Here is a 25782-nt window from a genome sequence, read left to right on the forward strand (position 1 = left end):
CCCGACCCGGGGTCGCCGTCCCCGGCTGCCCTGACACCGAGAGAAGGAAGAGACATGACCCCGCCCCGCGGCTGGCGCCGCCTGGCTGCCGCCCTCGCCCTGACCACCCTCGCCGGCGCCCTCGCCGCCTGCGGCTCCGAGTCCGCCGACGCGGCCGGCGACGAGTCCGGCGGCGGCACCATCCGGATCGCCTACCAGGCGTTCCCGAGCGGCGACCTGATCGTGAAGGACCAGGGCTGGCTCGAGGAGGCCCTGCCCGACTACGACATCGAGTGGAGCAAGTTCGACTCCGGCGCCAGCATCAACACCGCGTTCGTCGGCGACTCGGTCGACATCGCCGCGATCGGCTCCAGCCCGGTGGCCCGCGGGCTCTCCGCGCCGCTGAACATCCCCTACCAGGTCACCTGGATCCTCGACGTCGCCGGCGACAACGAGGCCCTGGTCGCCCGGGACGGCAGCGGCATCACCGACCTCGCCGACCTGGCGGGCAAGAAGGTCGCGACGCCGTTCGCCTCGACCGCGCACTACAGCCTGCTGGCCGCGCTGGACCGGGCCGGGGTGGACAGCTCGACGGTGACCTTCCTGGACCTGCAGCCGCAGGACATCATCGCCGCCTGGAGCCGGGGCGACATCGACGCGGCCTACACCTGGCTGCCGTCGCTGGCGGAGATCTCGCAGACGGGCACCGTCCTGGTGACCAGCCGCGAGCTGGCCGGTGACGGCAAGCCGACCCTGGACCTGGGCGTGGCCTCGACCGCGTTCATCGAGGAGCACCCGGACGCCATCTCCGCCTGGCGGAAGGTGCAGGCGCGGGCGCTGCGGCTGATCGCCGACGACCCGGACGCCGCCGCGGCGGCCGTCGGCCGGCAGCTCGGCATCGAGCCGGAGGCGGCGGCCGAGCAGCTCTCGCAGGGCGTCTTCCTCGACCCGGCCGACCAGCCGACCGCCGAGTGGCTCGGCACGGCGGATGAGCCCGGCAACCTGGCGGTCAACCTGCAGGACGCCGCGAAGTTCCTCGTCGGCCAGCAGCAGATCCCGTCGGCGCCCGACGTCGAGGTGTTCGAGAAGGCCATCTACCGCGAGGGTCTCGAGGACGACGTCCGCGATGAGTAGCGCGACCGGAGCCGTCGCCCGGGGTGCCCAGCGCACCCCGGGCGGCGGGGCCGCCCTCTCGATCCGGGACGTCGGCCACGAGTACGGCCGCGGGGCGTCGCGGGTCAGCGCCCTCGGGCCGGTGTCGCTGGAGGTCCCCGCTGGGGAGTTCCTGATGCTGGTCGGCCCGTCCGGCTGCGGCAAGAGCACCCTGCTCCGGCTGCTCGCCGGGTTCGAGCGCCCCACCCACGGCGAGGTCCTCGTCGGCGGGGAGGCGCCCGAGCCGGGCCGCCAGGCCGGGGTGGTGTTCCAGCAGGCGCGGCTGTTCCCCTGGCGGACCGTCGGCGGCAACGTCGAGCTGGCCCTCGGGCTGGCCGGCGTCCCGCGGCCGGAGCGCACGGAGCGCGCCGCCGAGCTGCTCGACCGCGTCGGGCTGTCCGGCACCGCCGGCCGCCGCACCTGGGAGATCTCCGGCGGTCAGCAGCAACGGGTCGCGATCGCCCGGGCGCTGGCCGGCGAGCGGCCCCTGCTGCTGCTCGACGAGCCGTTCGCCGCGCTCGACGCGCTGACCCGCGAGCGCCTGCAGGAGGACGTCCGCGACGTCGGCAACCGCACCGGCACCACGTCGGTCTTCGTGACCCACAGCGTCGACGAGGCGGTGTTCCTGGCCTCGCGCGTGGTGGTGCTGACCGCCGCGCCCGGCACCGTCGCGCTCGACATCCCTGTCGAGCTGCCGCGCACCGGCCTGACCGCCGACGAGCTGCGCGGCCTGCCCGAGTACGCCGCCTACCGCGCCGAGATCGGCGCCGCCGTCCGTTCCGTCGCCCGCTGACCCACCCACCGCACAGGAGGACCCTATGACCCTCACCGTCCCCACGCCGACCCTCACGCTCGAGCGGCTCGGCACCTTCCACGGCGCCCGCGTGACCGGCGTCGACCTGGTCACCGCCGACGACGCGACGCTGGCCGCCGTCCGGGCGGCGCTGGTCGAGCACAAGGTGCTGTTCTTCTTCGGCCAGTCGCTCGACCCCGACTCGCAGGTGCTGCTGGGCCGCCGGCTCGGCGAGCTCACCCCCTCGCACCCCGTGGTGAAGGGCATCGACGAGGACCACCCGGAGATCTACGCCCTCGACGCGGCGGACAACGGCTTCGCCGACGTCTGGCACACCGACGTGACGTTCGTGCGCCGCCCACCGCTCGGCTCGATCCTGCGCGCCGTCCAGGTGCCCGAGGTGGGCGGCGACACCCAGTGGGCCGACGCCGAGGCCGCCTACCTCTCCCTGTCGCCGGCGGTGCGCGAGCTGGCCGACCAGCTGACCGCCGTCCACGACGGCACCCGCGAGTTCGGCTACTACCTGGCCCAGCGCGGCGGGAACAGCTGGGACGGCGACGACTACCGCCGGCTGGAGCCGGTCGAGCACCCCGTCGTCCGGGTGCACCCCGAGAGCGGACGGCGGAGCCTGTTCGTCAACCCGGGCTTCACCTCGCACATCGCGGGGGTGTCGGAGTTCGAGAGCCGCGGGCTGCTCGACCTCTTCTACGCGCACCTGACCAAGCCTGAGCACATCGTCCGGCACCGCTGGACCGCCGGGGACGTCGCGATGTGGGACAACCGGTCGACGCTGCACTACGCCAACCGCGACTACGGCAGCTTCCGCCGGATCATGCACCGCATCACGTTCCGCGGGGACGAGCCGGTCGGGCCGTCCCGGGGCTGACGGGGTGGGGGGGGGGGGGGGGGGGGGGGGGGGGGGGGGGGGGGGGGGGGGGCCCCCCCGCCCCCCCCCCCCCCCCCCCCCCCCCCCTGCCGCCGCCGCCGAAGCCGCCACCGCCGCTGCGGCCGCCGCCGCCGAAGCCACCGCCCCCGCCGCCGAAGCCGCCACCGAACCCGCCGCCACCGCGGGCGCCGCCCATGAGGATGCCGCCGAGCACCAGGCTGCCGAGGTCGACACCGCCCCGCCGGTGGCCGGGGCCGTAGCCGCCACCGAAGCCGCCGCCGTAGCCACCCGGGCCGCCGTAGCCGCCGCCCCAGCTCGAGACGTCGTCCTGCGCGCGGTCGAGCGCCGACTGCGCCAGGTTCGTCGCCTGGTGCGCCTCCCGCAGGGCGGTCATGGGGTCGTCTCGGCCCATGCCGACGGCGACGTCGAGCCGGCGCTGCGCCTCCGCCAGCCGGGTGCGCGCCTCCGGGCCCACGGCGCCGCGGCGGGTGCTGATGAAGTCAGCGGCGGCCGCGATCGTCGACTGCGCGGTCATCACCGCCTGGTCGAGGGCCGCCGCTGCCCGCCGCTTCTGCGTCTGCGCGTCGCGGGCGACGGTCAGCGCCTGCTCCAGCGCGATGTCGGCCTCCTCCAGCTGGCGCAGCGCCGAGAGCGGGTCCGGCCGTTCCCCCGCCATGAGCTGGTCCGCCGAGGCCAGGACCGCCTCCGCGCGGGCGACCTGCGGCCCCAGCCCGCTCCGGTCGCCCCCGCTGCTCAGCGAGCGCGCCTCCGCCAGGTCCTTCTCGGTCTCGGCCCGGACGGCGGCCACCCGCGCACCCGCGGAGTCGAGGTCGGCGGCCATGCGCGAGACGGCGTCCAGCAGCGTGGTCGTCTGGGCGACGGCGTCCTCGGCTGCCCGGATGTCACCGACCGCGCTGCCCTTCTCGTTCGACGCGAGCGCCGCCCGGGCCTCCTCGACCTCCTGCTCGGCCGCGGCCAGCCGGGCGCGCGCCTCCGTGACATTGTCGGCGACCGGCGCCAGCGCGGAATCGGCGAACCGCCGCTGCAGCTGGGCCAGGCGCTCCTCCTCCTGCGGGATCCGCGAGTGCAGCGAGACGATGCGCGGCCCGAGGGCGTCGAGCACCTGCGGCGCGGTGTTCTCCAGGTCGCGCAGCTTCGCGAACGCCCCGGCCTGCTCGTCCAGGCGCGCGCCTGCGGCCCCGGTCAGCTGCAGCATCTCGCCGAGCATCTGCCGGGTGGTCGGCTCGTCCTCGGGCACGTCGTCGTCGAGCTGCTGGCGGATCATGAACGCCCGGGCGAGCTCGTCCTTGGAGGTGGCCAGCGCCTGGTCGAAGCCCACGACCGCCTCCGGGCCGTACTGGACACGGGCGTAGTCGAGGTCGAGCTGCGAGGTCTTCATCGCCTCGTCCAGCTCGAGCAGGGCGCTGCTCGCCCGGCCCTGCAGCTCGTCGGTGGACACCCCCGCGTAGGGGTCGGGCCGCTCGAGCCGCTTCACCGGCGGGGGCTGCGACTCGCGCCTGCGCCGCCGCGCTCGGGAGACGAGGTACGCGCCACCACCCAGCACGGCGATGGCGCCGATGGCCAGGAGTGGCCCCCCGCCGCCGCCGTCCCCGCCACCGGGCGCCTCGCCGGTGCGCACGATGTCGGCGAACGCGACGACGCCGGCCTCCCAGTTCCCCTCCGAGAACTCGGGCTCGACCACCTGGCCGGCCAGCTCGTCGGCCTCGCTCGCGGAGACGTCGGCGTTGCGCGGGAGGGCGAAGGCGTAGTTGTCGTCGTCGACCGCGATCGCGAGCATCCCGTCGTTCCCGCCCAGGCCCGACAGGTCCGCCGTCGCGTTCATCCACTGGCCGGGGTCCGCCCCGTCGAAGCTGTCGACGGTGACGACGAAGAGCTGGACACCGTCCTCGGTCTGCAGCTCCTCCAGCGCGGCCTCGACCTGCGGTTCGTCGTCGATGACGCCCGCCTCGTCGGCCAGCTGCTCGTCGAGCCGGAAGGGCTCCTCCGCGAGCGCCGGCGCCGCCGGCAGGGCGAGCAGCGCCGAAGCACCCAGGACGACGCACAGCCGGCGCACGGCCACCTCCATCTGTCGGGAGATCGACAGTACCGACGGGGCAGGCGTCCGGCGCCGTCGCGCGGGGTAGGGGGCGGTCCGCCGTCCGAACAGAGGAGCGCCCGTGCCCGAGCCCGACCGCCTGCCTGCCGCCGACCTGCCCCCCGGCGCCGTCCGCCGGGTCGGCGACTGGGCGGTGGGCAACCGGGGCGACGACAGGTACTTCGCGGTCTCCCGGCGGTGCCGGCACCAGCTCGCCGACCTGTCCGAGGGCAGCATCGACGCCGACGGGTGCCTGGTGTGCCCCTGGCACCAGAGCCGCTACGACGTCCGCACCGGCGAGATGGTCGAGGGGCCGAAGGGCTTCCTCGGCTACCACGGGCCGACGCCGGGCTACACGCAGCTGGTGGAGCTGCTCGGCCGGATCGCGCGCCTGCGCGTGCGCCGGGCGACCCGGCAGCGAGACGACGTCGTCCTGGAGTGACGGTCAGGCCCCGCGCAGTCCCGCCACGAGCCGCCGGACGACGGCACGCGCCTGCTCCATCTCGGCCACGGTGACACCGGCTACCCGCAGCACCCCCGCGCGGTCGGCATCCGACGCCGCGACGAGCCGGCCCAGGGCCTCGCCCCCGGTATCGGTGAGCGCGACCAGCGGCGCCCGGGCGTGATCGGGGTTCGGGCGCAGCTCCACGTGCCCCGCGGCGGCCAGGTCGTCGACCACGCGCTGCACGCTCTGCCGTGCCAGTCCCAGCCGCCGGGCCGCCGACGCCACGGTGCGCGGGCCGTCGGAGACGACGCTGAGGACGTGCCAGCGCGCGGTGGTCTGGCCCTCCCCGCGGGCCAGCACCTCGCTGGTGCGCCGCGACTCCCCGGCCAGCTCGTAGACGTCGGCCATCAGCAGCCGGTACGTCGTCAGGTCGTCGGACATGTTGACAGCATACTGTCAAGGGAGCAGTGTGCTGCCATCACCGGACGGACGGAGGGACGACGTGATCCTGCGACTGTGGCGCGGCTGGACCGAGCCCGCGAACACCGCTGCGTACGAGCAGCTGCTGACCGGGACGATCGCGCCCGGCATCCTCGACCGCGCCGTCCCGGGGCTCCGGAGCCTGACCGTGCTCCGGCGGCACCCGGACGAGCTCGACCCCGCCACGGGCGGCGAGGTGCTCACCGCCATGACCTTCGACGACCTCGCGGCCGTGGCAGCGTTCACCGGCGGCGACCCCCGCCGCTCCGTCGTCCCGCCCGCCGCCCGGGCGCTGCTGGCCCGCTTCGACGAGCACTCGCTGCACTACGAGCAGGTCGCCGACTTTCGGGCCTGAGCGCTCAGGCGTGCCGCAGCTGCTCCCAGACCCCTCGGCGGGTGGCCTGCTCGTCTGGATCGGGCACGGGCAGGGAGGCCAGCAGCCGCTGCGTGTACGGGTGCCGCGGCGCGCCCAGCACCTCGGCGCCCGTGCCCTCCTCGACCAGCTTGCCCTTGTAGAGCACCGCGATCCGGTCGGCCAGCAGGTCGACGACGGCGAGGTCGTGGCTGATGAACAGGCAGGCGAAGCCGTGCTCCCGCTGCAGCTCGTCGAAGAGCTCCAGCACGCGGGCCTGCACCGACACGTCGAGCGCGGACGTCGGCTCGTCGGCGATGAGCAGCTCGGGCTCGAGCGCCAGCGACCGGGCCAGGCTGGCGCGCTGCCGCTGACCACCGGAGAGCTCGTGCGGGAACCGGTCACCGAACGCCTTGGGCAGCTGCACCTGCTCGAGCAGCTCGTCCACCCGCGTCCGGGCGTCGCCGACGTCGCGCGCCCGCTTGTGCACGACCAGCGGCTCGGCGACCGCCTCGGCGATGGTGAGCAGCGGGTTGAAGCTGGACGCCGGATCCTGGAAGACGAAGCCGATGCGCTCTCGCACCGGCCGGAACGCCTTCTCCTTGACGCCGTTCATCTCCGTGCCGAGCACCTGCAGCGAGCCGCCGGTGACCTTGGTCAGCCCGGCGATGGCCCGGCCGATGGTGGTCTTGCCGCTGCCGCTCTCCCCGACCAGGCCCAGCACCTCGCCGGGGCGGATGGCGAAGTCGACGCCGTCCACGGCCACGAAGTCCGGCTGGCGCAGCCGGCCGGGGTAGACGATCCGCAAGTCGCGGGCCTCGACGACCGGCGTCGCGCCGTGCCAGTCGGCCGACCGGCCGGCCGCGCGCTCCTCCGTGCGGGCCCGGCCCGAGCCGAGCTTCGGGACGGCAGCCAGCAACTGCTGCGTGTACGGGTCCTGCGGCGCGGAGAACAGCGTGCGGACGTCGGCCTGCTCGACGATCCGCCCTTGGTACATGACGGCGACCCGGTCGGCGAGGTCGGCGACGACGCCCATGTTGTGCGTGATGAGCACGATGGCGGCGCCGAACTCGTCGCGGCAGCGGCGCAGCAGGTCGAGGATCTCGGCCTGCACCGTGACGTCGAGGGCGGTGGTCGGCTCGTCGGCGATGATCACGCCGGGGTCGAGCACGAGCGCCTGGGCGATGACGATGCGCTGCTTCTGCCCGCCGGAGAACTGGTGCGGGTAGTGGTCGACGCGGTGCTCGGGGTCGGGGATGCCCACCCGGCGCAGCACGTCGATCGCCTTCTCCCGCGCCTCCTTCTTCGAGTACTTCCCGTGCGCGCGCAGGCCCTCGGCGATCTGCCAGCCGACCGGGTAGACCGGGTTGAGCGCGGTCGACGGCTCCTGGAACACCATCGCGGCGTCCCTGCCCCGGACCTCGCCCAGGGCGGCACCGGTCAGCGGGACGACGTCCTGCGTCGTCCCGCCGTCCTTGCTGGTCAGCAGGATCGCGCCGCGGGTCAGCGCCGTCTCGGGCAGCAGGCCCAGGATGCTGCGCGCGGTGACGGTCTTCCCGCTGCCGCTCTCGCCCACGATGGCCAGCACCTCGCCGGCCGCGACGCCGAGGCTGACGCCGCGGACGGCGTCCACGGTGCCGAGGTCGGTCGCGAAGCTGACCGACAGGTTCTCGATGTCGACGACGTCAGTCACTGGTCGTACCGCCTTCCGTCGTCAGGTCCTTCCAGACCGGCCAGGCCACCCGGGCCGGCGTCCAGCGAGCCGCCGGGAACGACCGTCGTCTCCGCGACGTCGGCCGGCGTCGCCGCCGCCCGGCGCCGGGTGCGCAGCCGCGGGTCGGCCAGGTCGTTCAGGCTCTCCCCGACCAGGGTCAGGCCGAGCACGACCCAGACGATCGCCAGACCGGGGAACACCGAGGTCCACCAGATGCCGCTGGAGACGTCGGCCAGCGCGCGGTTGAGGTCGTAGCCCCACTCGGCAGCCGCGGTCGGCTCGATGCCGAAGCCGAGGAAGCCCAGGCCGGCGAGGGTCAGGATGGCCTCGGAGGCGTTGAGGGTCAGGATCAGCGGCAGCGTGCGGGTCGCGTTGCGCAGCACGTGCCGCGACATGATCCGCCAGTGGCCGGCGCCGATGACCTTCGCCGACTCGACGAACGCCTCGCTCTTGATCCGCACCGTCTCCGCGCGGACGACGCGGAAGTACTGCGGGATGTAGACGACGGTGATCGCGATCGCCGCCGCCAGGATGCCGCCGAGCAGGCTGGACTGGCCGCCGTTGATCGCGATGGCCACCACGATGGCCAGCAGCAGCGTCGGGAAGGCGTAGATCGCGTCGCAGATGACGATGAGGACGCGGTCCAGCCAGCCGCCGAAGTAGCCGGAGACCAGGCCGAGGAACACGCCCAGGAAGATCGACAGCACGATCGCGACGACGATGACGTAGAGCGCCGTCCGCGAGCCCCAGATCACCCGGGACAGGACGTCGTAGCCGCCGACCGTCGTCCCGAGCCAGTGCGCGGACGACGGCGCCTGCTGGGCGCCGAACGCGCCGGACGGGTCGCGCAGCTGGTTGTACTCGTAGGGCGCCAGCAGCGGGGCGAAGATCGCCGAGATCAGGAAGATCCCCGACAGCACCAGGCCGGCGATCAGCATGCCGCGCTGCAGGCCGACGCTCTGCCGCAGCTGGCGGACGACCGGCAGGTTCTTCCAGCCGCCGCGGGTGCGGGGCGCCGGGGCGGTGGTGGTGGCCATCAGTACCTCACCCGCGGGTCGATCAGGGCCGCGATGACGTCGACGATGAAGTTGGTGACCGCGACGATGACCGCCAGCAGCACGACGATGCCCTGGACGGCGACGAAGTCACGGGCCTGCAGGTACTCGGCCAGCTGGAAGCCCAGGCCCTTCCACTCGAACGTCGTCTCGGTGAGGACCGCGCCGCCGAGCAGCAGGGCGATCTGCAGGCCGATGACCGTGACGATCGGGATGAGCGCCGGCCGGTACGCGTGCTTCTTGAGCAGCCGTCGCTCGGCGACCCCGCGGGAGCGGGCGGCCTCGACGTAGCCCATGCCGAGGGTGCCGATGACGTTGGTGCGCACCAGCCGGAGGAAGACGCCGGCGGTGAGCAGGCCCAGCGCGATGGCAGGCAGGACGGCGTGCTCGAGGACGTCGGCGATGACCTCGCCGTCGCCGAGCCGGATGGCGTCGATCAGGTAGATCCCGGTGGAGCCGTCGAGCGTCTGCAGCTGGATCTCCGCGCCGGTCGAGGCGCGGCCGGCGACCGGCAGCCAGCCCAGGTTCACCGCGAAGACGAGCTTCAGGATCATCCCGAAGAAGAAGACCGGGGTGGCGTAGCAGAGGATCGCGAAGACCCGCAGACCGGCGTCGGGCCACTTGTCGCGCAGGTAGGCGGCCAGCCGGCCGAGCGGGATGCCGACGACGAAGGCCACCAGGAGCGCGTACACGGCGAGCTCGAGCGTGGCCGCCCCGAAGGTCGTGAGGATCTCGGTGACCGGGCGGCGGTCGCTGATCGCGGTCCCGAAGTCGCCGGTGAAGACGTTGCCGAGGTACTCGAGGTACTGGGTGAGCAGCGGGCGGTCGTAGCCGGCCGCGGCCACGCGCTCGGCCAGCTGCTCGCCGGTGAGCCGGCCGCCCAGCGCCGCGGTGATCGGGTCACCGGTCGAGCGCATGAGGAAGAAGACCGTCGTCACCAGGATGAACACGGTCGGGATGATCAGCAGGAAGCGGATCAGCAGGTAGGTGCCCAGCCCGCCGCCGCTGCGCCGTCCCTTCGACGGCGCCGCCACGGGGGCTGCGTCAGGAGCCGCACCGCCGCCGGTGAGCTCGGTGGTCGTGGTGGTCATCTCTCCCGCTCGTGTCGTCCCCGTACGTGCCCGACCCCGGGTGGCCCGCGCTGCGGGTCACCCGGGGTCGGAGTGTGCTCCTGCGGTTCTGCGGAGGAGCGATCAGCCCTTGCTGAGCGCGCCGTAGCGGAACTTGAAGGACGGGTCGAGGGTGTCCTCGGCGCCTTCCACGTCCGCACCGGTGACGGCGACCTGCGCACCCTGCAGGTACGGCACCGTCGACAGGTCGTCGGCGACGAGGTCCTGGATCTGCTCGATCAGGGCCTGGCGCTCGGCGGGGTCGGCGGTGGCGGCCTGCTGCAGGATCAGGTCGTTCACCTGCTGGTTCTCGTAGTGGTTGCTCAGGAAGTTCTCCGTGAGGAAGAACGGCGTGAGGTAGTTGTCGGCGTCCGAGTAGTCCGGGAACCAGCCCAGCTGGTAGGCCGGGTAGACGTCCTCGGTGCGCTGCTCGGAGTACTGGACCCACTCCGTGGTCTGCAGGTCGACCGTGAACAGGCCGGTGGACTCCAGCTGGTCCTTGATCAGCGCGTACTCGTCACCCGACGACGGGCCGTAGTGGTCGTTGGAGTACTGCAGGCTCAGCTGGACGGGGGTCTCGACACCCGCGGCCTCGAGGACCTGAGCGGCCTTGTCGGGGTCCGCGCCACCGCTGCCGTCGCCGTACTTCTCCTGGAGCGGCGTGGTGGCGCCGGTCAGGCCCTCGGGGACGAAGGAGTACAGCGGGGTGTAGGTGCCCTTGTAGACCTGGTCGGCCAGCTCCTCGCGGTCGATCAGGTTCGCGACCGCCTGACGGACGGCGAGCGCCTTGGCCGGGTCGGCCTCGGGCGTCGTGGCGCCGTAGGGCTGGGTGTTGAAGTTGAAGACGATGTAGCGGATCTCGCCGCCAGGACCGTCGACGACCTTGACCTCGTCGTTGCCGCGCAGGTCCTCGATGTCGGTGGCCGACAGGCTGCGGAAGGCGACGTCGATGTTGCCCTCCTGGATGTCGAGCTTCAGGTTCGAGGCGTCCGCGTAGTACTTGACGTTGACCTGGTCGGTCTTGGCCTCGCCGAGGATGCCCTGGTAGTCCGGGTAGGCCTCGTACGACACCAGGTTGTTCAGGTCGTAGCTGGTGATGACGTACTGGCCGTGGAAGGCGTTGCCGTCGACGATCTCGTCGTCCGGGGTCAGCTCGGTGGCCGAGAAGACGTCCTCGTCCACGATCGGGCCGGCCGGGCTCGACAGGATCTGCGGGAAGACCTGGTCGTTCTCCGACTTCAGGTTGAAGACGACGGTGGTGTCGTCGGGGGTCTCGACGCTGTCGAGGTTGTAGAGCAGCGACGACGGTCCGTTCTCGTCGGCGATCGCCAGCTGGCGGTCGAACGTGAACTTGACGTCGGAGCTGGTCAGGTCGTTGCCGTTGGCCCACTTCAGGTCGGGCTTGAGGGTGACCGTGTACTGGGTCGGCGAGGTGAACTCGGCCGACTCGGCGATGTCGGGCTCGACGTCGGGGCTGCCGAGCGGGGTGTTCATCAGGAAGGGGAACACCTGGTTCATGACGGCGAACGAGCCGTTGTCGTACGAACCCGCGGGGTCGAGCGTCGTGACCTTGTCGGTCGTGCCGATGGTGAGCGTGCCGCCACCGCCGCCGCCCTCGGAGCCGCCGCTGTCACCGTCGCTGCCGCCGCACGCGGCCAGCACCAGGGCCGTCGCCGCGACGCCCGCCGTGGCGACGACGCGCCGACGGCTGCTCGATCGGGGAGTCATCCGTACCTCTGTCTTCGTGACGGCGGCGCGACGGGCGCCCGCGGCGCCACGAGGCCGCCAGGGCCAATGGAGGATCTAGGTCTAACACCTGGGCAACGCCGTAAGGAGTCCTGCGAAAAAGGTGTTACCCGCTCGTGACTGCGCGACGTGAGGCGCAACACGCGCACGCACCCGTCCGGGCGACACGCCGCCCGCCCCGGCGCTCCCAGGCCCCAACTTCCCCGAACTAGGGGCCCACACGCGCAGCCAGGCCCCCACTTCCCCGAAGAAGGGCCGCGGATCAATCCTCGACTTCCCGACGCGCGGACCCAGGCCCCAACTTCCCCGAAGCAAGGCCCTGCGCGCGGAGCCAGGCCCCTACTTCCCTGAAGTGGGGGCCCGCCGTGAGCAGACACCCAGGGCCCCGCGCGCGGAGCCACGCCCCTACTTCGCCGAAGTGGGGGCGCCCGCCTCAGGCGTCGATGCGGCGGCGGCCCTCGAAGGCCCGTCCCAGGGTGACCTCGTCGGCGTACTCCAGGTCGCCGCCGACCGGCAGCCCGCTGGCCAGCCGCGAGACGGCCAGCCCCATCGGGGACACCAGCCGCGCCAGGTAGGCGGCCGTCGCCTCCCCCTCGAGGTTGGGGTCGGTGGCGATGATCAGCTCGGTGACGACGCCGCTCATCAGCCGGGTCATGAGCTCCTTGACCCGCAGGTCGTCGGGGCCGACGCCGTCGATCGGGCTGATCGCCCCGCCGAGCACGTGGTAGCGGCCGCGGAACTCACGGGTGCGCTCGATCGCCACGACGTCCTTGGGCTCCTCGACCACGCACAGGACGTCGTCGCTGCGGCGCGGGTCGCGGCAGATCTTGCACTGCTCGGCCTCGGCGACGTTGTAGCAGGTCACGCAGAAGCGGACGTTCTCCTGCACGCGGGTCAGCGCCTGCACCAGGCGGCCGACGTCGGCGGACTCGGCCGACAGCAGGTGGAAAGCGATGCGCTGCGCGCTCTTGGGGCCGACGCCGGGCAACCGGCCCAGCTCGTCGATCAGGTCCTGGACGGCACCTTCGTACACGGGGTTCCTCTGCGATCCGGGGAGGCGGTCAGAAGCCGGGCAGGCCCAGGCCGCCGCCACCCAGGCCGCCCGCGAGGGGGCCCATGGTGTTCTGCGCGAGCTCGTCGGCAGCCCGCTTGGCGTCGTGCAGCGCGGCGACGACGAGGTCCTGCAGGGTCTCCAGGTCTTCGGGGTCGACGGCGGCCGGCGCGATGGTCACCGCGGTGACCTCGCCGCTGCCGGTCATCGTGGCGGTGACCAGGCCACCGCCGGCCGAGCCGGTCACCTCGGTGCGCGCCAGCTCCTCCTGGGCGGCGACCAGCTGCTGCTGCATCTGCTGCGCCTGCTGGAGGAGCTGAGCCATGTCGGGCTGACCACCGGGGAACATGCCACGAGAGTAGGCCGCGGATACGACGCGCAGCGGCACGCCGGGCGTCGTCGTCCCTCCGGCCTCAGCTCTCCCGCGAGCGCTCCACCAGGCGGCGCACGATGACGTTCCGCTGGATCTCGTTCGTGCCCTCGCCGACGATCATCAGCGGCGCGTCGCGGAAGTAGCGCTCGACGTCGAGCTCGGCCGAGTAGCCGGCGGCGCCGTGGATGCGCATCGCGTCCAGGGCGACCTGCATGCACGCCTCCGACGCGTACAGCTTGGCCATCCCGGCCTCCAGGTCGCTGCGGCGGTCGTCGTCGATCCGCGCGGCGGCGTCGAGCACGAGCAGGCGGGAGGCGTGCACCTTCGTGGCCATGTCGGCGAGCAGGTTGCCGACCGACTGGTGCTCCCAGATCGCCTTGCCGAACGTCTCGCGCTGCTGGGCGTAGGCGAGCGCGTCGTCCAGGGCAGCCTGCCCCACCCCGACGGCACGGGCGGCGACCTGCACCCGGCCGAGCTCGAGGCCGGACATGAACTGGGCGAAGCCGTGCCCCTCCTCGCCGCCCAGCAGCGCGCCGGCCGGCACCCGCGAGCCGGCGAACGAGAGCTCGCACGACTCGACGCCGCGGTAGCCGAGCTTGGGCAGGTCGCGGGAGACGTCGACCTGGCCCGGCTCGACCAGCAGGATGCTGATGCCGCTGTGCCGGGGCCGCGCCTGCGGATCGGTCTTGACCAGCGTGGCGATCAGCCCCGCGTGCCGCGCGTTGGTGATCCAGGTCTTGCTGCCGTCGACGACGTACGCGTCGCCGTCCCGCACCGCCCGCGTGCGGATGTCCTGCAGGTCGGAGCCGCCGCTGGGCTCGGTGAGCGCCATGGCGGCCCGGACCTCGCCGGTCGCCATCCGGGGCAGCCACCGCTCCTGCTGCTCCGGGGTGCCGTGCCGCGCCAGCAGCCGGGCGACGACGCTGTGCCCGCCGACCGCCCCGGCCAGGCTCATCCAGCCGCGGGCCAGCTCCTCGGTGACCAGCGCGAAGCAGCGCGTGGAGACGGCGGAATCGCTCCAGCGGGCGGGGACGGCGAGCCCGAAGACCCCCATCTCCTTCATCTGGTCGATCAGCGCCTCCGGGTACTCCCCCGCCCGCTCGAGGCGCCCTGCCTGCGGACGCACCTCGCGGTCGACCCAGCGCGCGACGGCCTCGACGATCGCCCGTTCGTCGTCGGGGAGGTCGCGCGCGCTCACCGGCTCAGCCGTCGACGGGGTGCGCGCCCAGCTGGGCCTTGAGCAGCGAGAGCGCGGCCTGCTCCGGGTCGACGACCGGTTGCGGCTCGCGGTCGCCGGAGGCGTCGGCAGCCCGCTCGGCCATGAGCTCCCGGGCCTCGGCAGCCTCCGCGGCGCGGGCAGCCTCCTGCGCCTGCGCCGGGGGCACGGCCTGCCCGGTCGCCGCGGCGGCACCCTCGACCACTGCCTCGACCCGCCAGCGGACGCCGAGCAGCTCGTTGAGCGCCTCCCGGATCACGTCCTTGTTCAAGTCGTCACCGAGGCGGCGGGCCAGCGCGGGGGACGACGTCGCCAGCGTCAGGACCCCGCCCGCCAGCTGGTGGACCTGCGCGTTCTTGAGCAGCGCCTCGGTCGTGCGCTTGTGCTTCTTGACGACGCCGAGCAGCTCCGGCCACATCCGGCGGACGTCGGTCGTGGTGAGCTCGCCGTCCTCCGCCGCAGGCTCGGGGTTGGCCGAGACCACCGGGGTCGGCTCGCCGCCGCGGGGGGCGGGCGACGACTCGGCGGCCGCGCGGGGTGGAGACGCGGGCGGCCTGGTCCCCGCCGCGTCGGTCCGGGCCGCGGCCGCGCGCGTGGCGGCGGGGCTGGCCGGGTGCGGCCAGTCCTCGTCGTCGGTCGGCTCGGGCGGCAGCGGGATGTCCGGCTCGCTCGAGGCGGCGCGGACGGGCTGACGCTCGGCCGGCGGTGCGACCGGCGGGGCGGCCGGCGCCGGAGCGGCGGCCGGCTTGCCCCGTCCGCTGCCCGGCCGGACGGTCTCGGGCCAGTCGTCGGCAGCGGGTGCCTGCGCCGGAGCCGACGCGGCCGCGGGTGCGGGCGCCGGGGCCTCGGTGCGCTGCGACGGCCGCACGTACTCCTTGCGCGGCCCGGCAGCCGGAGCGGCCGGAGCCGGAGCGGCCGGCTCCGGGGCGGGACGGGGCGCGGCCTCCCGGGCGAGTGCGGCCTCCCGGACGGGCGGGGCCTCGCGGACGGGCGCCGCCTCCGGGCGCCCGGCGTGCTCGCCGGCGATCGACATGCGCCGCTCGAGCCGCTCGAGGCGCTGCAGGGTCGCGGCGGCGCCGTCGTCGGTGGCCGGCAGCAGCATCCGGGCGCAGACCAGCTCGAGGAGGAGCCGCGGCGCCGTGGTCCCCCGCATCTCGGTCAGGCCCTCGTGGACCGTGTCCGCCATCCGCGACAGCGTGGCCGAGCCGAGCGCCGAGGCCTGCTGGTTCATCAGGTCGAGCCGGTCGGGCGGGCAGTCCAGCAGCCCGTTGCCGCCCGCGTCGGGGACGGCGTCGAGCACGATCAGGTCGCGCAGCCGGTCGAGCAGGTCGGTCGCGAAGCGGCGCGGGTCGTGGCCGGCCTCGACCACGCGGTCGACGGCGCGGAACACCGCCGGGGCATCGTGCGCGGCCAGCGCGTCGATCGTCTCGTCGAGCAGCGCGTCGTCGGTGACGCCGAGCAGGCCGACGGCGCTCTTGTAGGTGACGCCCTCCGGGCCGGCGCCGGCCAGCAGCTGGTCGAGGATCGACAGCGAGTCGCGGACGGAGCCGCCGCCGGCGCGCACGACCAGCGGGTAGACGGTCGGCTCCACCTGCACGCCCTCGGCCTCGCAGGTCTTCTCCAGCAGGCCGCGCAGCGTGGTGGGCGGCACGAGCCGGAACGGGTAGTGGTGGGTGCGCGAGCGGATGGTCGGGAGGACCTTCTCCGGCTCCGTGGTGGCGAAGACGAAGACGAGGAAGTCCGGCGGCTCCTCGACGACCTTGAGCAGGGCGTTGAAGCCCTGCGTGGTCACCATGTGCGCCTCGTCGACGATGTAGACCTTGTACCGGCTGTTCACCGGCGCGAAGAAGGCACGTTCGCGCAGGTCACGGGCGTCGTCGACACCACCGTGGCTGGCCGCGTCGATCTCCATGACGTCGAGGGAGCCGGGGCCGTCGGGCGCCAGGGCGATGCACGACTCGCAGACGCCGCAGGGCGTGGACGTCGGCCCCTGCTCGCAGTTCAGCGAGCGGGCGAGGATGCGTGCCGACGACGTCTTGCCGCAGCCGCGCGGGCCGCTGAACAGGTAGGCGTGGTTGATCCGGCCGGCGTCCACCGCGTTCATCAGCGGGGCGGTGACGTGCTCCTGCCCGACCACCTCGGCGAAGGTCGCCGGACGGTACTTGCGGTAGAGCGCCAGAGCCACGCCGCGAGGTTACGTGCCCCCACCGACGCGACGGCGCAGTTCCCCGCGCACGGTGCCGATCCCCCGTTGTGGAACCGATACCTCCCGGTATGGGGCGGCCGGCCGCGCCCACGGCGTCCACCTGATGACGGCGACCAGCGGAGGGCCAGTGCGCGATCCACGTGACGACGAGTTCACCGACTTCGTCGTCGACCACGGTGCGCAGCTGCTGCGCACCGCCTGCCTCGTCACCGGCGACCGGCACCTCGGCGAGGACCTGCTGCAGACCGCGCTCGCGAAGGCGTACGGCTCCTGGTCGAAGGTGCGGCAGGCCGACCACCCGCACGCCTACGTGCGGCGGCTGCTCATCAACGCGCACCTGAGCTGGGCCCGCCGGCTGATGAACACCGAGCGGGTCATCGAGACGATCCCCGACCGGGCCGACGGCGACCTGCAGGCCGCCCACGCCGACACCGACGAGATGCGGGCCGCGCTCCTCACGCTCTCCCCGCGCGTCCGCGCCGCCGTCGTCCTCCGGTTCTTCGACGACCTCAGCGAGGCGGAGACCGCCGAGGTCATGGGCTGCTCGCGGAGCACGGTCAACAACCACGTCACCAAGGGCCTCGCCGCGCTGCGCGCGCTGCTGCGCGCCGACGAGCGCCCGCCCGTCTCGAGGAGGAACCCGTGAGCGACTCCGAGACGTCCCTCCTCGGTTCGCGCCTGGTGGAGCTGGCCGACCAGCTGGCGCCGTCCATCGACGTCGCGGGCCAGGTCGACGGCGCCCGCGGGCGGTACCGCCGCATCCGGCGGACGCGCATCGCGCTCGCCTCGGCGGCGGTCGCGGTGGCCGTCGCGGCCGTCGGCGTCACAGCAGCCGTCGGCTCTCTGGCCGGTCCGTCCTCGGGCGAGGTGGCCGGGACGTCGTCGTCGACGACGCCCTCCTCGGTCCCCGCGGCCACGACCACCCGCGACCGCGACGAGGCGGTGATCGACAACGCACTGGCCGACCAGGAGCTGGACCAGGCGGATGCGGAGCGGCAGTTCGCCCGCAGCCAGCCGATCGCGGACGCCCTCGCGGGGCGGACCCCGCCGCTGGACCTGCGCGCTCCCGCGCTGCGCGGCTGTCCGGAGGCGACGGCCCGGCTCGCCGAGCTGCTCGGTTCCCCGGTGACGGCCGGGGACGGCACCGACCTCGTCGGCGGCTGCGCGTGGTCGGCTGGCGTGCTCACGCTGCGGATCTCGCTCGCCCCCGAGCAGGCGAAGGAGGAGATGGTGCGCGAGGTCGACCGCTCTGCCGTGAACGACGACTGCTACCCGCGGGCCATGCCCAGCACGGTCGAGCTGACGGCGCTCACCCTCTGCCCGGCCGATGTAGGGACGACGTGGACCCTGCGCGTGCCGGACAGCACCGGCGCCGGCTACTGGTCGCTGTCCGCGGAGGGCGGCACCGCGGCCGACCCCGACGCGGCCGCCGGCGGCCTGCTCGCCCTGGTGGACCTCGCCGCCGAGACCTGGTGAGCCCCGGTCACAGCGCCAGGTGGAGGAGGAACTCGACCGCGCCCCGGTCCTCGACGCGGACGAAGCCCAGGTTCGGTGCCTCGATGCCGTGGTCGGCGAAGGTCACCGGGATCGACCCCGAGACGTCGACGCCGTCCGGGGTGCGTACGACGGAGAGCTCGACCTCGACCGGCCGCGTCACGCCCGCCAGCGTGAGCTCGCCGCCCACCGGCACGGTCACCGGCGTGCCGGTCAGCTCGGGCAGCTCCACCGCCTCGGTGACCGCGAAGGTCGCGGTCGGGTGGGTGCCGACGTCCATGACGCTGTCGCGGAAGTAGGCGTCCCGGCGGCTGCTGTCGGTCGTGATGCTCGCGACGTCGACGGTGACCTCGGCGGACGTCAGCTCGCCGGCCTCGACGACGACGGAACCACTGACCTGGTCGGTCGTCCCGGCGACGGTGACGTCGGCGCCGTTGAGCACCTCGTCGACCCGGTAGCCGGCGGTCGAGCCCTCGGCCACCGACCACGTGCCGTCGGTGTCGGCGGCGAGCTCGGCGTCCTCCGGCTGGACCTGCACGGTCTGCGCGGCGGGTGCGTCGTCCTGCAGCGCCGCGTACGCCAGCGGCCCGAGCACCAGTCCCAGCAGCAGCACGACGGGGACGGCGACCAGGATCCAGGCGCGGCGGCTCATGGGACTCCTCTGCGTGAAGGTTCATGCATCGAAGCGCACGAACCTGGCAGGGACCTGGGAGCAGAGCCGGGAAAGCAAAGGACCCCCCGCGCACCCGCCAGAGCCCGCTTATCCTTGCTGCCTTCCGGCCCTGGGGAGGTTCACAGGATGACGCCACACGAGGGGTCTGGAGCCCACTGTAGAGGAACGCGGCAGACAGCCGACGACGCCTCCCGCTACCCTTCGGCGCCATGACGCCCCGGCACGCGCTCGTCCTCCCTCCGCCGCGCTCCTGACCCGGAGCACCGCGGGCTGAACGCCCTGCCGGACGGCCGCTCGGCCGCCGGCCCTCACGCCGTGCTCCGGATCCGACTCCCCACCCGGAACCGATCCAGGAGCGTCATGTCCTCCCCCGTCCTCCCCGCGGCCCGCCGCGGCTTCCTGCTCGTCGTCCTGGCCGCCCTCTGCTGGGGCACCTCCGGGATCAGCGGCGCGATCGTCGCCGACCGCACCGACCTCGGACCGCTCGACATCGCCTGGCACCGGATGGCCATCGGCGCGGTCGTCCTGCTCGCCGCGTTCGCCGCCTCGCGCAGGCGACGCGCCGCGACCACCCCGCCGCTCAGCCGGGGAACCGCCGTCCGGCTCGGCCTCGTCGCGGCCGGGCTGGCCGCCTACCAGCTCGCCTACTTCGCCGCCGTCGCCCAGGCCGGCGTCAGCATCGCCACGCTGGTGGCGCTGGGGCTGGCGCCCCTGCTCATCGCGGTCGGCGCGACGGTGCTCGGCCACGGCCGGCCCGACGGCGCCACCCTCGTCGCGCTGGTGGTCGCCCTCGTGGGCCTCGTCCTGCTGGTCGGCATCTCCGCCGGCGCCGACACCGGGACGACGGTCGTCCTGGGCGCGCTGCTCGCCGTCGGCTCGGCGCTCGGCTACGCCGTCGTCACCCTGGCCGGCGCGGGGGTTCCCGGCGGCATCCCGGTGACCCTGGTCGGCTTCGCCGGCGGGGCGCTGCTGCTGACCCCGGTCGCGCTGGTCGCCGGCCTCCGGTTCACCACCGACCCGGTCGCCCTGGGGGTGCTGCTCTACCTGGGCGCGGTCCCGAGCGCCCTGGCGTACGGGCTGTTCTTCACCGGGATCCGCACCGTGCCGGGCGCGGTGGCCTCGATCGTCACGCTGCTCGAGCCGCTGACCGCGACCGCGCTGGCGACCGCGTTCCTGGGCGAGCGGCTCTCCCCCGGCGCGCTGGCCGGAGGAGTGCTCGTGCTCGCCGCCGTCGCGGGGCTGTACCTGCGGAGGATGGGAGATTCGAACTCCCGAGGGGTTGCCCCCAACCCGCTTTCCAAGCGAGCGCCATAGGCCACTAGGCGAATCCTCCAGTGCGCCGCTGATGCTACCGGGCGGGCGGTCCGGCGCGACGGACCGGCCCGTCGTGCGGCATCCTGCACCGCAGTGGTTGATCGTCCGGCCGCAGGGGAAGGCCCCGAGACGAGGGGCGAGCGACGCCCGCGCACGGACGAGCGAGAGGAGGCAGGGACATGAGCGAGTCGGGCGAGGTGCGACCGGAGGTGGTCGAGGCGATCGTCGGCGTCCTCAAGGGGGACGACCCCGCCGAACTGCCCCCGGGTGCGACGGCCGCGGAGAAGGCAGCCGCCAAGGACCGCTACCTCTCGGAGTTCCTCGCCGAGCGGGGCAAGCGCGACCGGCAGTCCCAGGCCTGGGAGCTGCTGCTCACCCGCAGCTACGACGAGCCGCCCACCTGGCGGCAGATCTTCGACGACCTCTCCCCCGAGGTGCACTCGCAGCTCGGTGACCTCTACGACGCCCTGCCGGCCGGCGCCCAGGAGGAGTACGCGCGCCGGTTCGGAGTGCCCTCCGCGGTCTGACCGCGGCCGACTCCGCCGCCCCGAGCCGTCCATGACCCGACCCGTCACCACTCCCGGCCGCCTCGTCGCGGGCCGGTACCGGCTGCAACGGCAGCTCGGCGGCGGCGGCATGGGCACGGTGTGGCTCGCCCGCGACGAGCTCCTGGGGCGGCAGGTCGCGATCAAGCAGGTCCTGACCCCGGTCGGCATCAGCGCGGAGGAGGCCGACCAGCAGCGCCAGCGCGCGCTGCGCGAGGGCCGCATCGCCGCCCGGCTGAGCCACCCGCACGCCATCTCGGTCTACGACGTGGCACTCGAGTCCGGGCAGCCGTGGCTGGTCATGGAGTACCTGCCCTCCCGCAGCCTGGCCGCCGTCCTCACCGAGGACGGCGTCCTGCGGTCGGACCAGGTCGCGCAGATCGGCGCCCAGGTGGCCGACGCGCTGGCCGCCACGCATGCGGCAGGCATCGTGCACCGCGACGTGAAGCCGGCGAACATCCTCATCGGCGAGGGCGGCCGGATCGAGGGCCTGGTGAAGATCACCGACTTCGGCATCTCGCACGCCAGCGGTGACGTCACGCTCACCCAGACCGGGCAGATCACCGGGACGCCCGCCTTCCTCGCGCCGGAGGTGGCCCAGGGGCACCCGATGACCGAGGCCAGCGACGTCTTCTCCCTGGGCGCGACGCTCTACACGAGCATCGAGGGCGCTCCGCCGTTCGGCATGGAGGACAACGCCCTCGCGATGCTGCACCGCGTCGCGGGCGGCTCGATCGTGCCGCCGCGTCGTGCCGGGTCGCTCACCGAGCCGCTCCTGCGCATGCTGGCCGCCGATCCCGCTGACCGGCCGACCATGGTCGAGGTCCGCGACGAGCTGGCCAAGCTGGCCGCCGGGCGGGACGGCGACACCACCACCGTGCTTCTGGCCCGGACCGACCTGCGGTCCAGCGGTCCCGGCCGTGACCGCACCGCGTCCTTCCCGGCCGGACCGACCGCCTCGGCGCCGCCGCCGACCCGGACGACCCCGACGCCGGATCCCGCGCCGGCCGCCGCTCCGGCGGCCGTGGCGGCAGGCACGGCCGCAGCCGTGGCCGACCGCCCGCCCGTCGAACCTCCGCCCCGGCCGTCCGTCGGCCCTAGGAGGAAGCGCAGACGGGGTGCCTGGATCGCCGCCGGGGTGGTCGCGCTGCTGGTCGCCGGTCTCGTCGCGGTGCTGCTGCTCGACCCGTTCGGTGGCGACGGCGGGACCGAGGCCCAGGAGTCGCCTCCCGCGACCAGCTCAGCGGCGCCGTCGACGTCCACCGAGCCATCCCCCACGGACAACTCCGGCGAGGGGAACGCCGACGAGGACGCCGAGGACAACAGCGGTCAGGGGAACGGCGACCCGCTGTCGGCGGACAACATCCGGGTTTTTCTCGAGGACTACCACCGCCAGGTCCTCTCCGACCCGGCCGCCGCCTACGCACGGACGGGCCCGACGCTGCGCGCCAACATCAGCGAGGCGAACTACGTCGACTACTGGAGCCAGTTCGAGGACGTGCGCCTGAGCGACATCCAGGCGGTCGACGGGCAGAACACCGCGACGGCCACGATGGAGCTCGTCTACGCCGGCGGCGGCACCGAGACCTCGCAGCGGCTGTTCACGCTCATCGTCGAGGGCGACCAGCTGATCCTCGACAGCGACTTCCCGGCCTGACGGCAGACGGCGGCGCCCACTGGTGTGGACGCCGCCGTCGTGGTGCTTGGCGGTGGCGGTGGGATTTGAACCCACGGAGGGGGTTGCCCTCACACGCTTTCGAGGCGTGCTCCTTCGGCCGCTCGGACACGCCACCGCCGAAGAGACTACAGGGCCCTCTGCGCGCGGAAGAACGCACGTAGCAGCGTGGCGGACTCCTCGGCCCGCACACCCGCCGTCACCTCCGGCCGGTGGTTGAGGCGACGGTCCCGGACGACGTCCCACAGCGAGCCCGCCGCGCCCGCCTTCGGGTCGTCGGCGCCGTAGACGACGCGGTCGACACGGGCGAGCACGCTGGCGCCGGCGCACATCGTGCAGGGCTCGAGGGTGACCACCAGCGTGCAGCCGGTCAGCCGCCAGCCGTCCCCGTGCACCCGCGCGGCGGCCCGGAGCGCCAGCACCTCCGCGTGCGCCGTCGGGTCGCCCTGCTTCTCCCGCTCGTTGGCCGCCTCGGCGAGCACCGCACCGTCGGGCCCGAGGACGACGGCGCCGATCGGCGTGTCGCCCCACTCCTGCGCGGCGGCCGCCAGTTCGAGGGCACGTCCCATCGCGCCGTCGAGGTCGACGGTCACCACGTGACCTCGTCGACGCTCTGCCTCTGCTTTCCGGTGCAAGCAGAGGCAGAGCGTGCGGAAACCCTCGACCGCGTCACGCGGCGCCGTCCAGGGAGAAGCCGACGAGCTCCGAGAGCTCGGCGAGCGCGACGGACGGGTCCACGACCTTGATCGTCGAGAAGCCCAGCGCCCGGGCCGGCTTGAGGTTGATGCCGAGGTCGTCGAGGTAGGCGCAGTCGGTCGCCTCGACCGTCCGGCCGACCGCCTCGGACAACCGGTCCAGCGCCCGACGGTAGATGTCCGGCTCGGGCTTGCGCACACCCTCGACCGAGGACTCGACGACGGCGTCGAACAGCCCGAGCAGCTCACCGATCGGCCCGGTGCGCTCCATCGGCGCGACGTTGTTCGACAGCAGCGCCAGCGGCAGCCCTTCCTCCCGCAGCCGGCGCACCGCCGCCACCATGGCCGGCCGCACCTCGCCCCGCAGCGCGGCCAGCACCCGGGCGGCCTCCACCCGGTGCCCCGCGGCCGCCGCCTCGGCCTCGAAGGCCTCGGAGAAGCCGGCGACGTCGAGCTCGTTGCGCTCGAACCGCGCCCAGGCGTTGGTGTCCGGGTCGGTCGAGTTCAGGCGCACGATCAGCCCCTCGGGCAGCCCGGCCTCCCGCTCGTACGAGGTGAAGGCGGTGATCGGGCTCTCGGTGATCACGCCGCCGAGGTCGAACACCACGGCCGAGACGGTCACGGTGCGACCGCCGCGGCCAGCTCGTCCGCGAAGCCCAGCCGGCCGGCGATCCGCTCCACCATCTCGTCCGCCCAGAGGTCGTCGGCGGTGACGATCGCGCGCAGCTCGTCGTGCGACAGGCCGTCGTCGGAGAACACGTCGAGGTCGCCGCCGGGCCAGCCGGACTCGTCGTCGTCGAACGCGCCGTCGGTGTCGACGCCGATGCCGTACCGCTCGACCACCTCGGCGGCCAGCACCCACTCGAGCATCGTCGCGTCGGAGATCAGCGCCCGGACCATCCCGCCGGGGCCGTGGCGGAGGACGACGAAGTACAGCCGCGAGTCCACGACGACGACGAACGGTGGCGGCCAGCCGTCGGTCCCCGGCTCGCCGAGGGCGCGCTCGAGCACGGGCAGCTCGTCCCCCGCGTCCTCGGCCAGCAGTTCGACCCGCCACCGGTCACCGGGCCGGCTGACCCGGACCGCGAAGCTGGTGCGCGCGTCGCTCATCGCTTGCGCAGCATGGTCAGGCCGTCCGACAGCGGCAGCAGCACGGTCTCCCAGCGCGGGTCGGCGGCCAGTGCGGCGTTCAGCTCGGTGAGGGCGCGGTCGTCCTCGTCCTGCGGGTCGAGGACCCGCCCGTCGCGCAGCGTGTTGTCCAGCAGGACCACCCCGTTGTCCGTCATCCGTGCGTGCAACTCCTCCACGTAGGCGGCGTACCCGGTCTTGTCCGCGTCGACGAAGGCCAGGTCGAAGGTCGGCCGGGCGGGCAGCCCCCGCAGCGTCGGCAGCGCCTCGCCCAGGCGGACCTCGATGCGGTCGGCCACGCCGGCGCGCTCCCAGTAGCGGCGCCCGACCGCCGTCCACTCGGCGCTGCGGTCCAGGCAGACCAACGAACCGTCGTCCGGCAGGCCCCGGGCGATGCACAGGGCCGAGTAGCCGGTGAACGTCCCGATCTCGATCGCCCGGCGGGCGCCGAGGGCGCGGGTGAGCAGCTGCATGAACGTGCCCTGCTCGGGCGCGATCTGGAACGTCGGCGACGCCTCGCCGCGGGCCGCCAGCTCGGCGGTCTCGCGCAGCAGGTCGGCGACGACGTCGTCAGGGGCCTCCGACGACGCGCGCACGTAGTCGCCCAGCTCCGGGGTCAGGAGGAAGGACCGGGGGGTCATAGGGTCCGATCATGGCGGAAAGGTTCCCGGTGCCGACCATGCCCGCACCCCCGGTGGCGGTCGTGGGCCTCGGTCAGCTCGGCGGATCGCTCGCCGCCGCCCTCGTCGAGGCCGGCCGACCGGTCCAGGGCTGGGACATCGACCCCGCCGCCCGGGACGCCGCCGCGGCCTGCGGGGTGGAGATCACCCGCGAGCTGTCGGGCGTCGTCGTCCTCGCCGTCCCGTTGCCGGCGATGGCCACCGCCCTCGACGGTCTGACCGTCGCGGGCGACGCCACCGTCACCGACCTCGGGTCGGTGAAGCGGCCGGTGCTGGAGACGCTCGGCGGCACGTACGGGGCCCGGTTCGTCGGCGGCCACCCGATGTGCGGCACCGAGCGCTCCGGGCACACCGCCGTCGACCCCGGGCTGTTCGCCGGCGCCCGCTGGGCGCTCTGCCTGGAACCGGGCACCGAGCTGCCCCGCTGGCTGCGTGTCGCCGAGGTCGCGCTCGCGGTGGGCGCGGAGGTCGTCCCCGTCACCGCGGCCGAGCACGACGACGCCGTCGCGGCGATCAGCCACGTCCCGCACCTGCTGGCCGCCGCCCTCGCCGCCGCCGCGGGGCAGGCCGGACCGCTCGCGCTCTCCCTGGCAGCCGGCAGCTTCCGCGACGGCACGCGGGTCATCGGGAGCGATCCCGCCTTCGTGCGGGCGATGGTCGAGGGCAACGCGGCGCCCACCGCCGCCGCGCTGGCCCGCGTGCAGGAGCAGCTGGCCCGGCCGTGGCCGGAGCTGGTCGAGGACGGTCACGCCGTCGTCACCCGGCAGCGGGGACGGCGGGGCCTGCGGATCCCGCTCGAGCGGGCGGCCCTGCTGTCGTTGGGTCGGTCCGGGGGCGCGGTCACCCGCCGGCTGGCCGCGTTCGTCGAGGGGTACGTGCCCGACCCGGCGTGACACCCGCCCTGTTTCGCGCGGGCGCCGCGGGGC

25 protein-coding genes, 2 tRNA genes, 1 other RNA gene and 1 pseudogene are annotated in these 25782 nt (G+C 74.0%); 11 read left to right on the plus strand and 18 right to left on the minus strand.

The features are described 5' to 3' along the window. Positions 1-54: 54 nt before the first annotated feature. Genes ACI78T_RS06285 through ACI78T_RS06295 form a run of 3 tightly spaced genes read left to right on the plus strand, consistent with a single transcriptional unit; the run spans position 55 to position 2810 of the window. Positions 55-1113 (plus strand): taurine ABC transporter substrate-binding protein, encoded by a 1059-nt coding sequence (locus ACI78T_RS06285; protein ID WP_456557225.1) that lies wholly within the window; start codon positions 55-57, stop codon positions 1111-1113. Beyond that, positions 1106-1924, plus strand: coding sequence for an ABC transporter ATP-binding protein (locus tag ACI78T_RS06290; RefSeq protein ID WP_456557226.1), 819 nt, complete (start codon positions 1106-1108; stop codon positions 1922-1924). The genes ACI78T_RS06285 and ACI78T_RS06290 overlap by 8 nt, the downstream gene beginning before the upstream one ends. Positions 1925-1949: 25 nt before the next feature. Continuing rightward, a complete protein-coding gene (locus tag ACI78T_RS06295) occupies positions 1950-2810 on the plus strand; it encodes a TauD/TfdA dioxygenase family protein (RefSeq protein ID WP_456557227.1) in 861 nt (286 codons plus the stop codon). Here ACI78T_RS06295 and ACI78T_RS06300 read toward each other — a convergent pair. Beyond that, the gene (locus tag ACI78T_RS06300) at positions 2767-4884 is read right to left on the minus strand and encodes a TPM domain-containing protein (protein WP_456557228.1); all 2118 of its coding nucleotides are present in this window, start codon (positions 4882-4884) and stop codon (positions 2767-2769) included. The genes ACI78T_RS06295 and ACI78T_RS06300 overlap by 44 nt on opposite strands. A 103-nt stretch (positions 4885-4987) precedes the next feature. On the opposite strand from ACI78T_RS06300, the gene ACI78T_RS06305 reads away from it, so the two are divergent. Then, positions 4988-5347, plus strand: coding sequence for a Rieske (2Fe-2S) protein (locus ACI78T_RS06305; protein WP_456557229.1), 360 nt, complete (start codon positions 4988-4990; stop codon positions 5345-5347). A 3-nt stretch (positions 5348-5350) separates the two neighbouring features. Here ACI78T_RS06305 and ACI78T_RS06310 read toward each other — a convergent pair whose 3' ends face one another. After that, the gene (locus ACI78T_RS06310) at positions 5351-5791 is read right to left on the minus strand and encodes a MarR family winged helix-turn-helix transcriptional regulator (protein ID WP_456557230.1); all 441 of its coding nucleotides are present in this window, start codon (positions 5789-5791) and stop codon (positions 5351-5353) included. A gap of 61 nt (positions 5792-5852) precedes the next feature. On the opposite strand from ACI78T_RS06310, the gene ACI78T_RS06315 reads away from it, so the two are divergent. Further along, positions 5853-6185: an antibiotic biosynthesis monooxygenase gene (locus tag ACI78T_RS06315; protein WP_456557231.1), complete on the plus strand. Its 333-nt coding sequence runs from the start codon at positions 5853-5855 to the stop codon at positions 6183-6185. Between the two features lie 4 nt (positions 6186-6189). Here ACI78T_RS06315 and ACI78T_RS06320 read toward each other — a convergent pair whose 3' ends face one another. The 8 genes from ACI78T_RS06320 to ACI78T_RS06355 all read right to left on the minus strand — a co-directional run bounded on the left by ACI78T_RS06320 (position 6190) and on the right by ACI78T_RS06355 (position 16631). Beyond that, positions 6190-7875 (minus strand): ABC transporter ATP-binding protein, encoded by a 1686-nt coding sequence (locus ACI78T_RS06320; RefSeq protein WP_456557232.1) that lies wholly within the window; start codon positions 7873-7875, stop codon positions 6190-6192. Continuing rightward, positions 7872-8933, minus strand: coding sequence for an ABC transporter permease (locus ACI78T_RS06325; protein WP_456557233.1), 1062 nt, complete (start codon positions 8931-8933; stop codon positions 7872-7874). Before ACI78T_RS06325 ends, ACI78T_RS06320 begins: the two co-directional genes overlap by 4 nt. After that, entirely contained in the window at positions 8933-10042 is a 1110-nt protein-coding gene (locus tag ACI78T_RS06330) for an ABC transporter permease (RefSeq protein ID WP_456557234.1), read from the minus strand. Before ACI78T_RS06330 ends, ACI78T_RS06325 begins: the two co-directional genes overlap by 1 nt. A gap of 102 nt (positions 10043-10144) precedes the next feature. Next, the gene (locus tag ACI78T_RS06335) at positions 10145-11788 is read right to left on the minus strand and encodes an ABC transporter substrate-binding protein (RefSeq protein WP_456557235.1); all 1644 of its coding nucleotides are present in this window, start codon (positions 11786-11788) and stop codon (positions 10145-10147) included. 451 nt (positions 11789-12239) lie between these two features. Continuing rightward, positions 12240-12839, minus strand: coding sequence for a recombination mediator RecR (recR, locus tag ACI78T_RS06340; RefSeq protein ID WP_456557236.1), 600 nt, complete (start codon positions 12837-12839; stop codon positions 12240-12242). A gap of 28 nt (positions 12840-12867) precedes the next feature. After that, positions 12868-13206, minus strand: coding sequence for a YbaB/EbfC family nucleoid-associated protein (locus tag ACI78T_RS06345; protein WP_456557237.1), 339 nt, complete (start codon positions 13204-13206; stop codon positions 12868-12870). A gap of 64 nt (positions 13207-13270) precedes the next feature. Then, positions 13271-14428, minus strand: a complete 1158-nt coding sequence (locus ACI78T_RS06350) for an acyl-CoA dehydrogenase family protein (protein WP_456557238.1) — start codon at positions 14426-14428, stop codon at positions 13271-13273. A 4-nt stretch (positions 14429-14432) separates the two neighbouring features. Next, positions 14433-16631, minus strand: coding sequence for a DNA polymerase III subunit gamma and tau (locus ACI78T_RS06355; protein WP_456557239.1), 2199 nt, complete (start codon positions 16629-16631; stop codon positions 14433-14435). 148 nt (positions 16632-16779) lie between these two features. Here ACI78T_RS06355 and ACI78T_RS06360 point away from each other — a divergent pair, with 148 nt between their 5' ends. Continuing rightward, on the plus strand, positions 16780-17298 hold the full coding sequence (locus ACI78T_RS06360) for a SigE family RNA polymerase sigma factor (protein ID WP_456557240.1): 519 nt from the start codon (positions 16780-16782) through the stop codon (positions 17296-17298). Next, positions 17295-18128, plus strand: coding sequence for a hypothetical protein (locus tag ACI78T_RS06365; RefSeq protein WP_456557241.1), 834 nt, complete (start codon positions 17295-17297; stop codon positions 18126-18128). The genes ACI78T_RS06360 and ACI78T_RS06365 overlap by 4 nt, the downstream gene beginning before the upstream one ends. A gap of 7 nt (positions 18129-18135) precedes the next feature. Here the strand turns inward: ACI78T_RS06365 and ACI78T_RS06370 are convergent, their stop codons facing one another. Beyond that, the gene (locus tag ACI78T_RS06370) at positions 18136-18798 is read right to left on the minus strand and encodes a YceI family protein (protein ID WP_456557242.1); all 663 of its coding nucleotides are present in this window, start codon (positions 18796-18798) and stop codon (positions 18136-18138) included. A gap of 74 nt (positions 18799-18872) precedes the next feature. Then, positions 18873-18968, minus strand: an RNA gene (gene ffs / locus ACI78T_RS06375) — signal recognition particle sRNA small type. 211 nt (positions 18969-19179) lie between these two features. Between ffs and ACI78T_RS06380 the strand changes: the two are divergent. Next, positions 19180-20052: pseudogene (locus ACI78T_RS06380) on the plus strand (DMT family transporter); the annotation flags it as partial. 15 nt (positions 20053-20067) lie between these two features. Here ACI78T_RS06380 and ACI78T_RS06385 read toward each other — a convergent pair. After that, positions 20068-20152, minus strand: a tRNA-Ser gene (locus tag ACI78T_RS06385). Positions 20153-20312: 160 nt separating this feature from the next. Between ACI78T_RS06385 and ACI78T_RS06390 the strand changes: the two genes are divergently transcribed. Together ACI78T_RS06390 and ACI78T_RS06395 are read left to right on the plus strand one after the other, a co-directional pair. Continuing rightward, a complete protein-coding gene (locus ACI78T_RS06390; RefSeq protein ID WP_456557243.1) occupies positions 20313-20660 on the plus strand; it encodes a hypothetical protein in 348 nt (115 codons plus the stop codon). Between the two features lie 31 nt (positions 20661-20691). Then, positions 20692-22335, plus strand: coding sequence for a serine/threonine-protein kinase (locus ACI78T_RS06395; protein WP_456557244.1), 1644 nt, complete (start codon positions 20692-20694; stop codon positions 22333-22335). 47 nt (positions 22336-22382) lie between these two features. Here ACI78T_RS06395 and ACI78T_RS06400 read toward each other — a convergent pair. The 5 genes from ACI78T_RS06400 to ACI78T_RS06420 all read right to left on the minus strand — a co-directional run bounded on the left by ACI78T_RS06400 (position 22383) and on the right by ACI78T_RS06420 (position 24817). Beyond that, positions 22383-22471, minus strand: a tRNA-Ser gene (locus tag ACI78T_RS06400). A gap of 10 nt (positions 22472-22481) precedes the next feature. After that, positions 22482-22946: a nucleoside deaminase gene (locus ACI78T_RS06405; protein WP_456557245.1), complete on the minus strand. Its 465-nt coding sequence runs from the start codon at positions 22944-22946 to the stop codon at positions 22482-22484. A gap of 76 nt (positions 22947-23022) precedes the next feature. Continuing rightward, positions 23023-23670: an HAD-IA family hydrolase gene (locus ACI78T_RS06410; protein ID WP_456557246.1), complete on the minus strand. Its 648-nt coding sequence runs from the start codon at positions 23668-23670 to the stop codon at positions 23023-23025. Beyond that, complete coding sequence (locus tag ACI78T_RS06415) at positions 23667-24158, minus strand: tRNA adenosine deaminase-associated protein (protein WP_456557247.1); 492 nt, start codon at positions 24156-24158, stop codon at positions 23667-23669. The genes ACI78T_RS06410 and ACI78T_RS06415 overlap by 4 nt, the downstream gene beginning before the upstream one ends. Beyond that, the gene (locus ACI78T_RS06420) at positions 24155-24817 is read right to left on the minus strand and encodes an O-methyltransferase (protein WP_456557248.1); all 663 of its coding nucleotides are present in this window, start codon (positions 24815-24817) and stop codon (positions 24155-24157) included. Before ACI78T_RS06420 ends, ACI78T_RS06415 begins: the two co-directional genes overlap by 4 nt. 38 nt (positions 24818-24855) lie before the next feature. Here ACI78T_RS06420 and ACI78T_RS06425 point away from each other — a divergent pair, with 38 nt between their 5' ends. Beyond that, positions 24856-25749, plus strand: coding sequence for a prephenate dehydrogenase/arogenate dehydrogenase family protein (locus ACI78T_RS06425; protein ID WP_456557249.1), 894 nt, complete (start codon positions 24856-24858; stop codon positions 25747-25749). Positions 25750-25782 lie beyond the last annotated feature (33 nt).

It is taken from the genome of Blastococcus sp. SYSU D00922 (assembly GCF_054050495.1).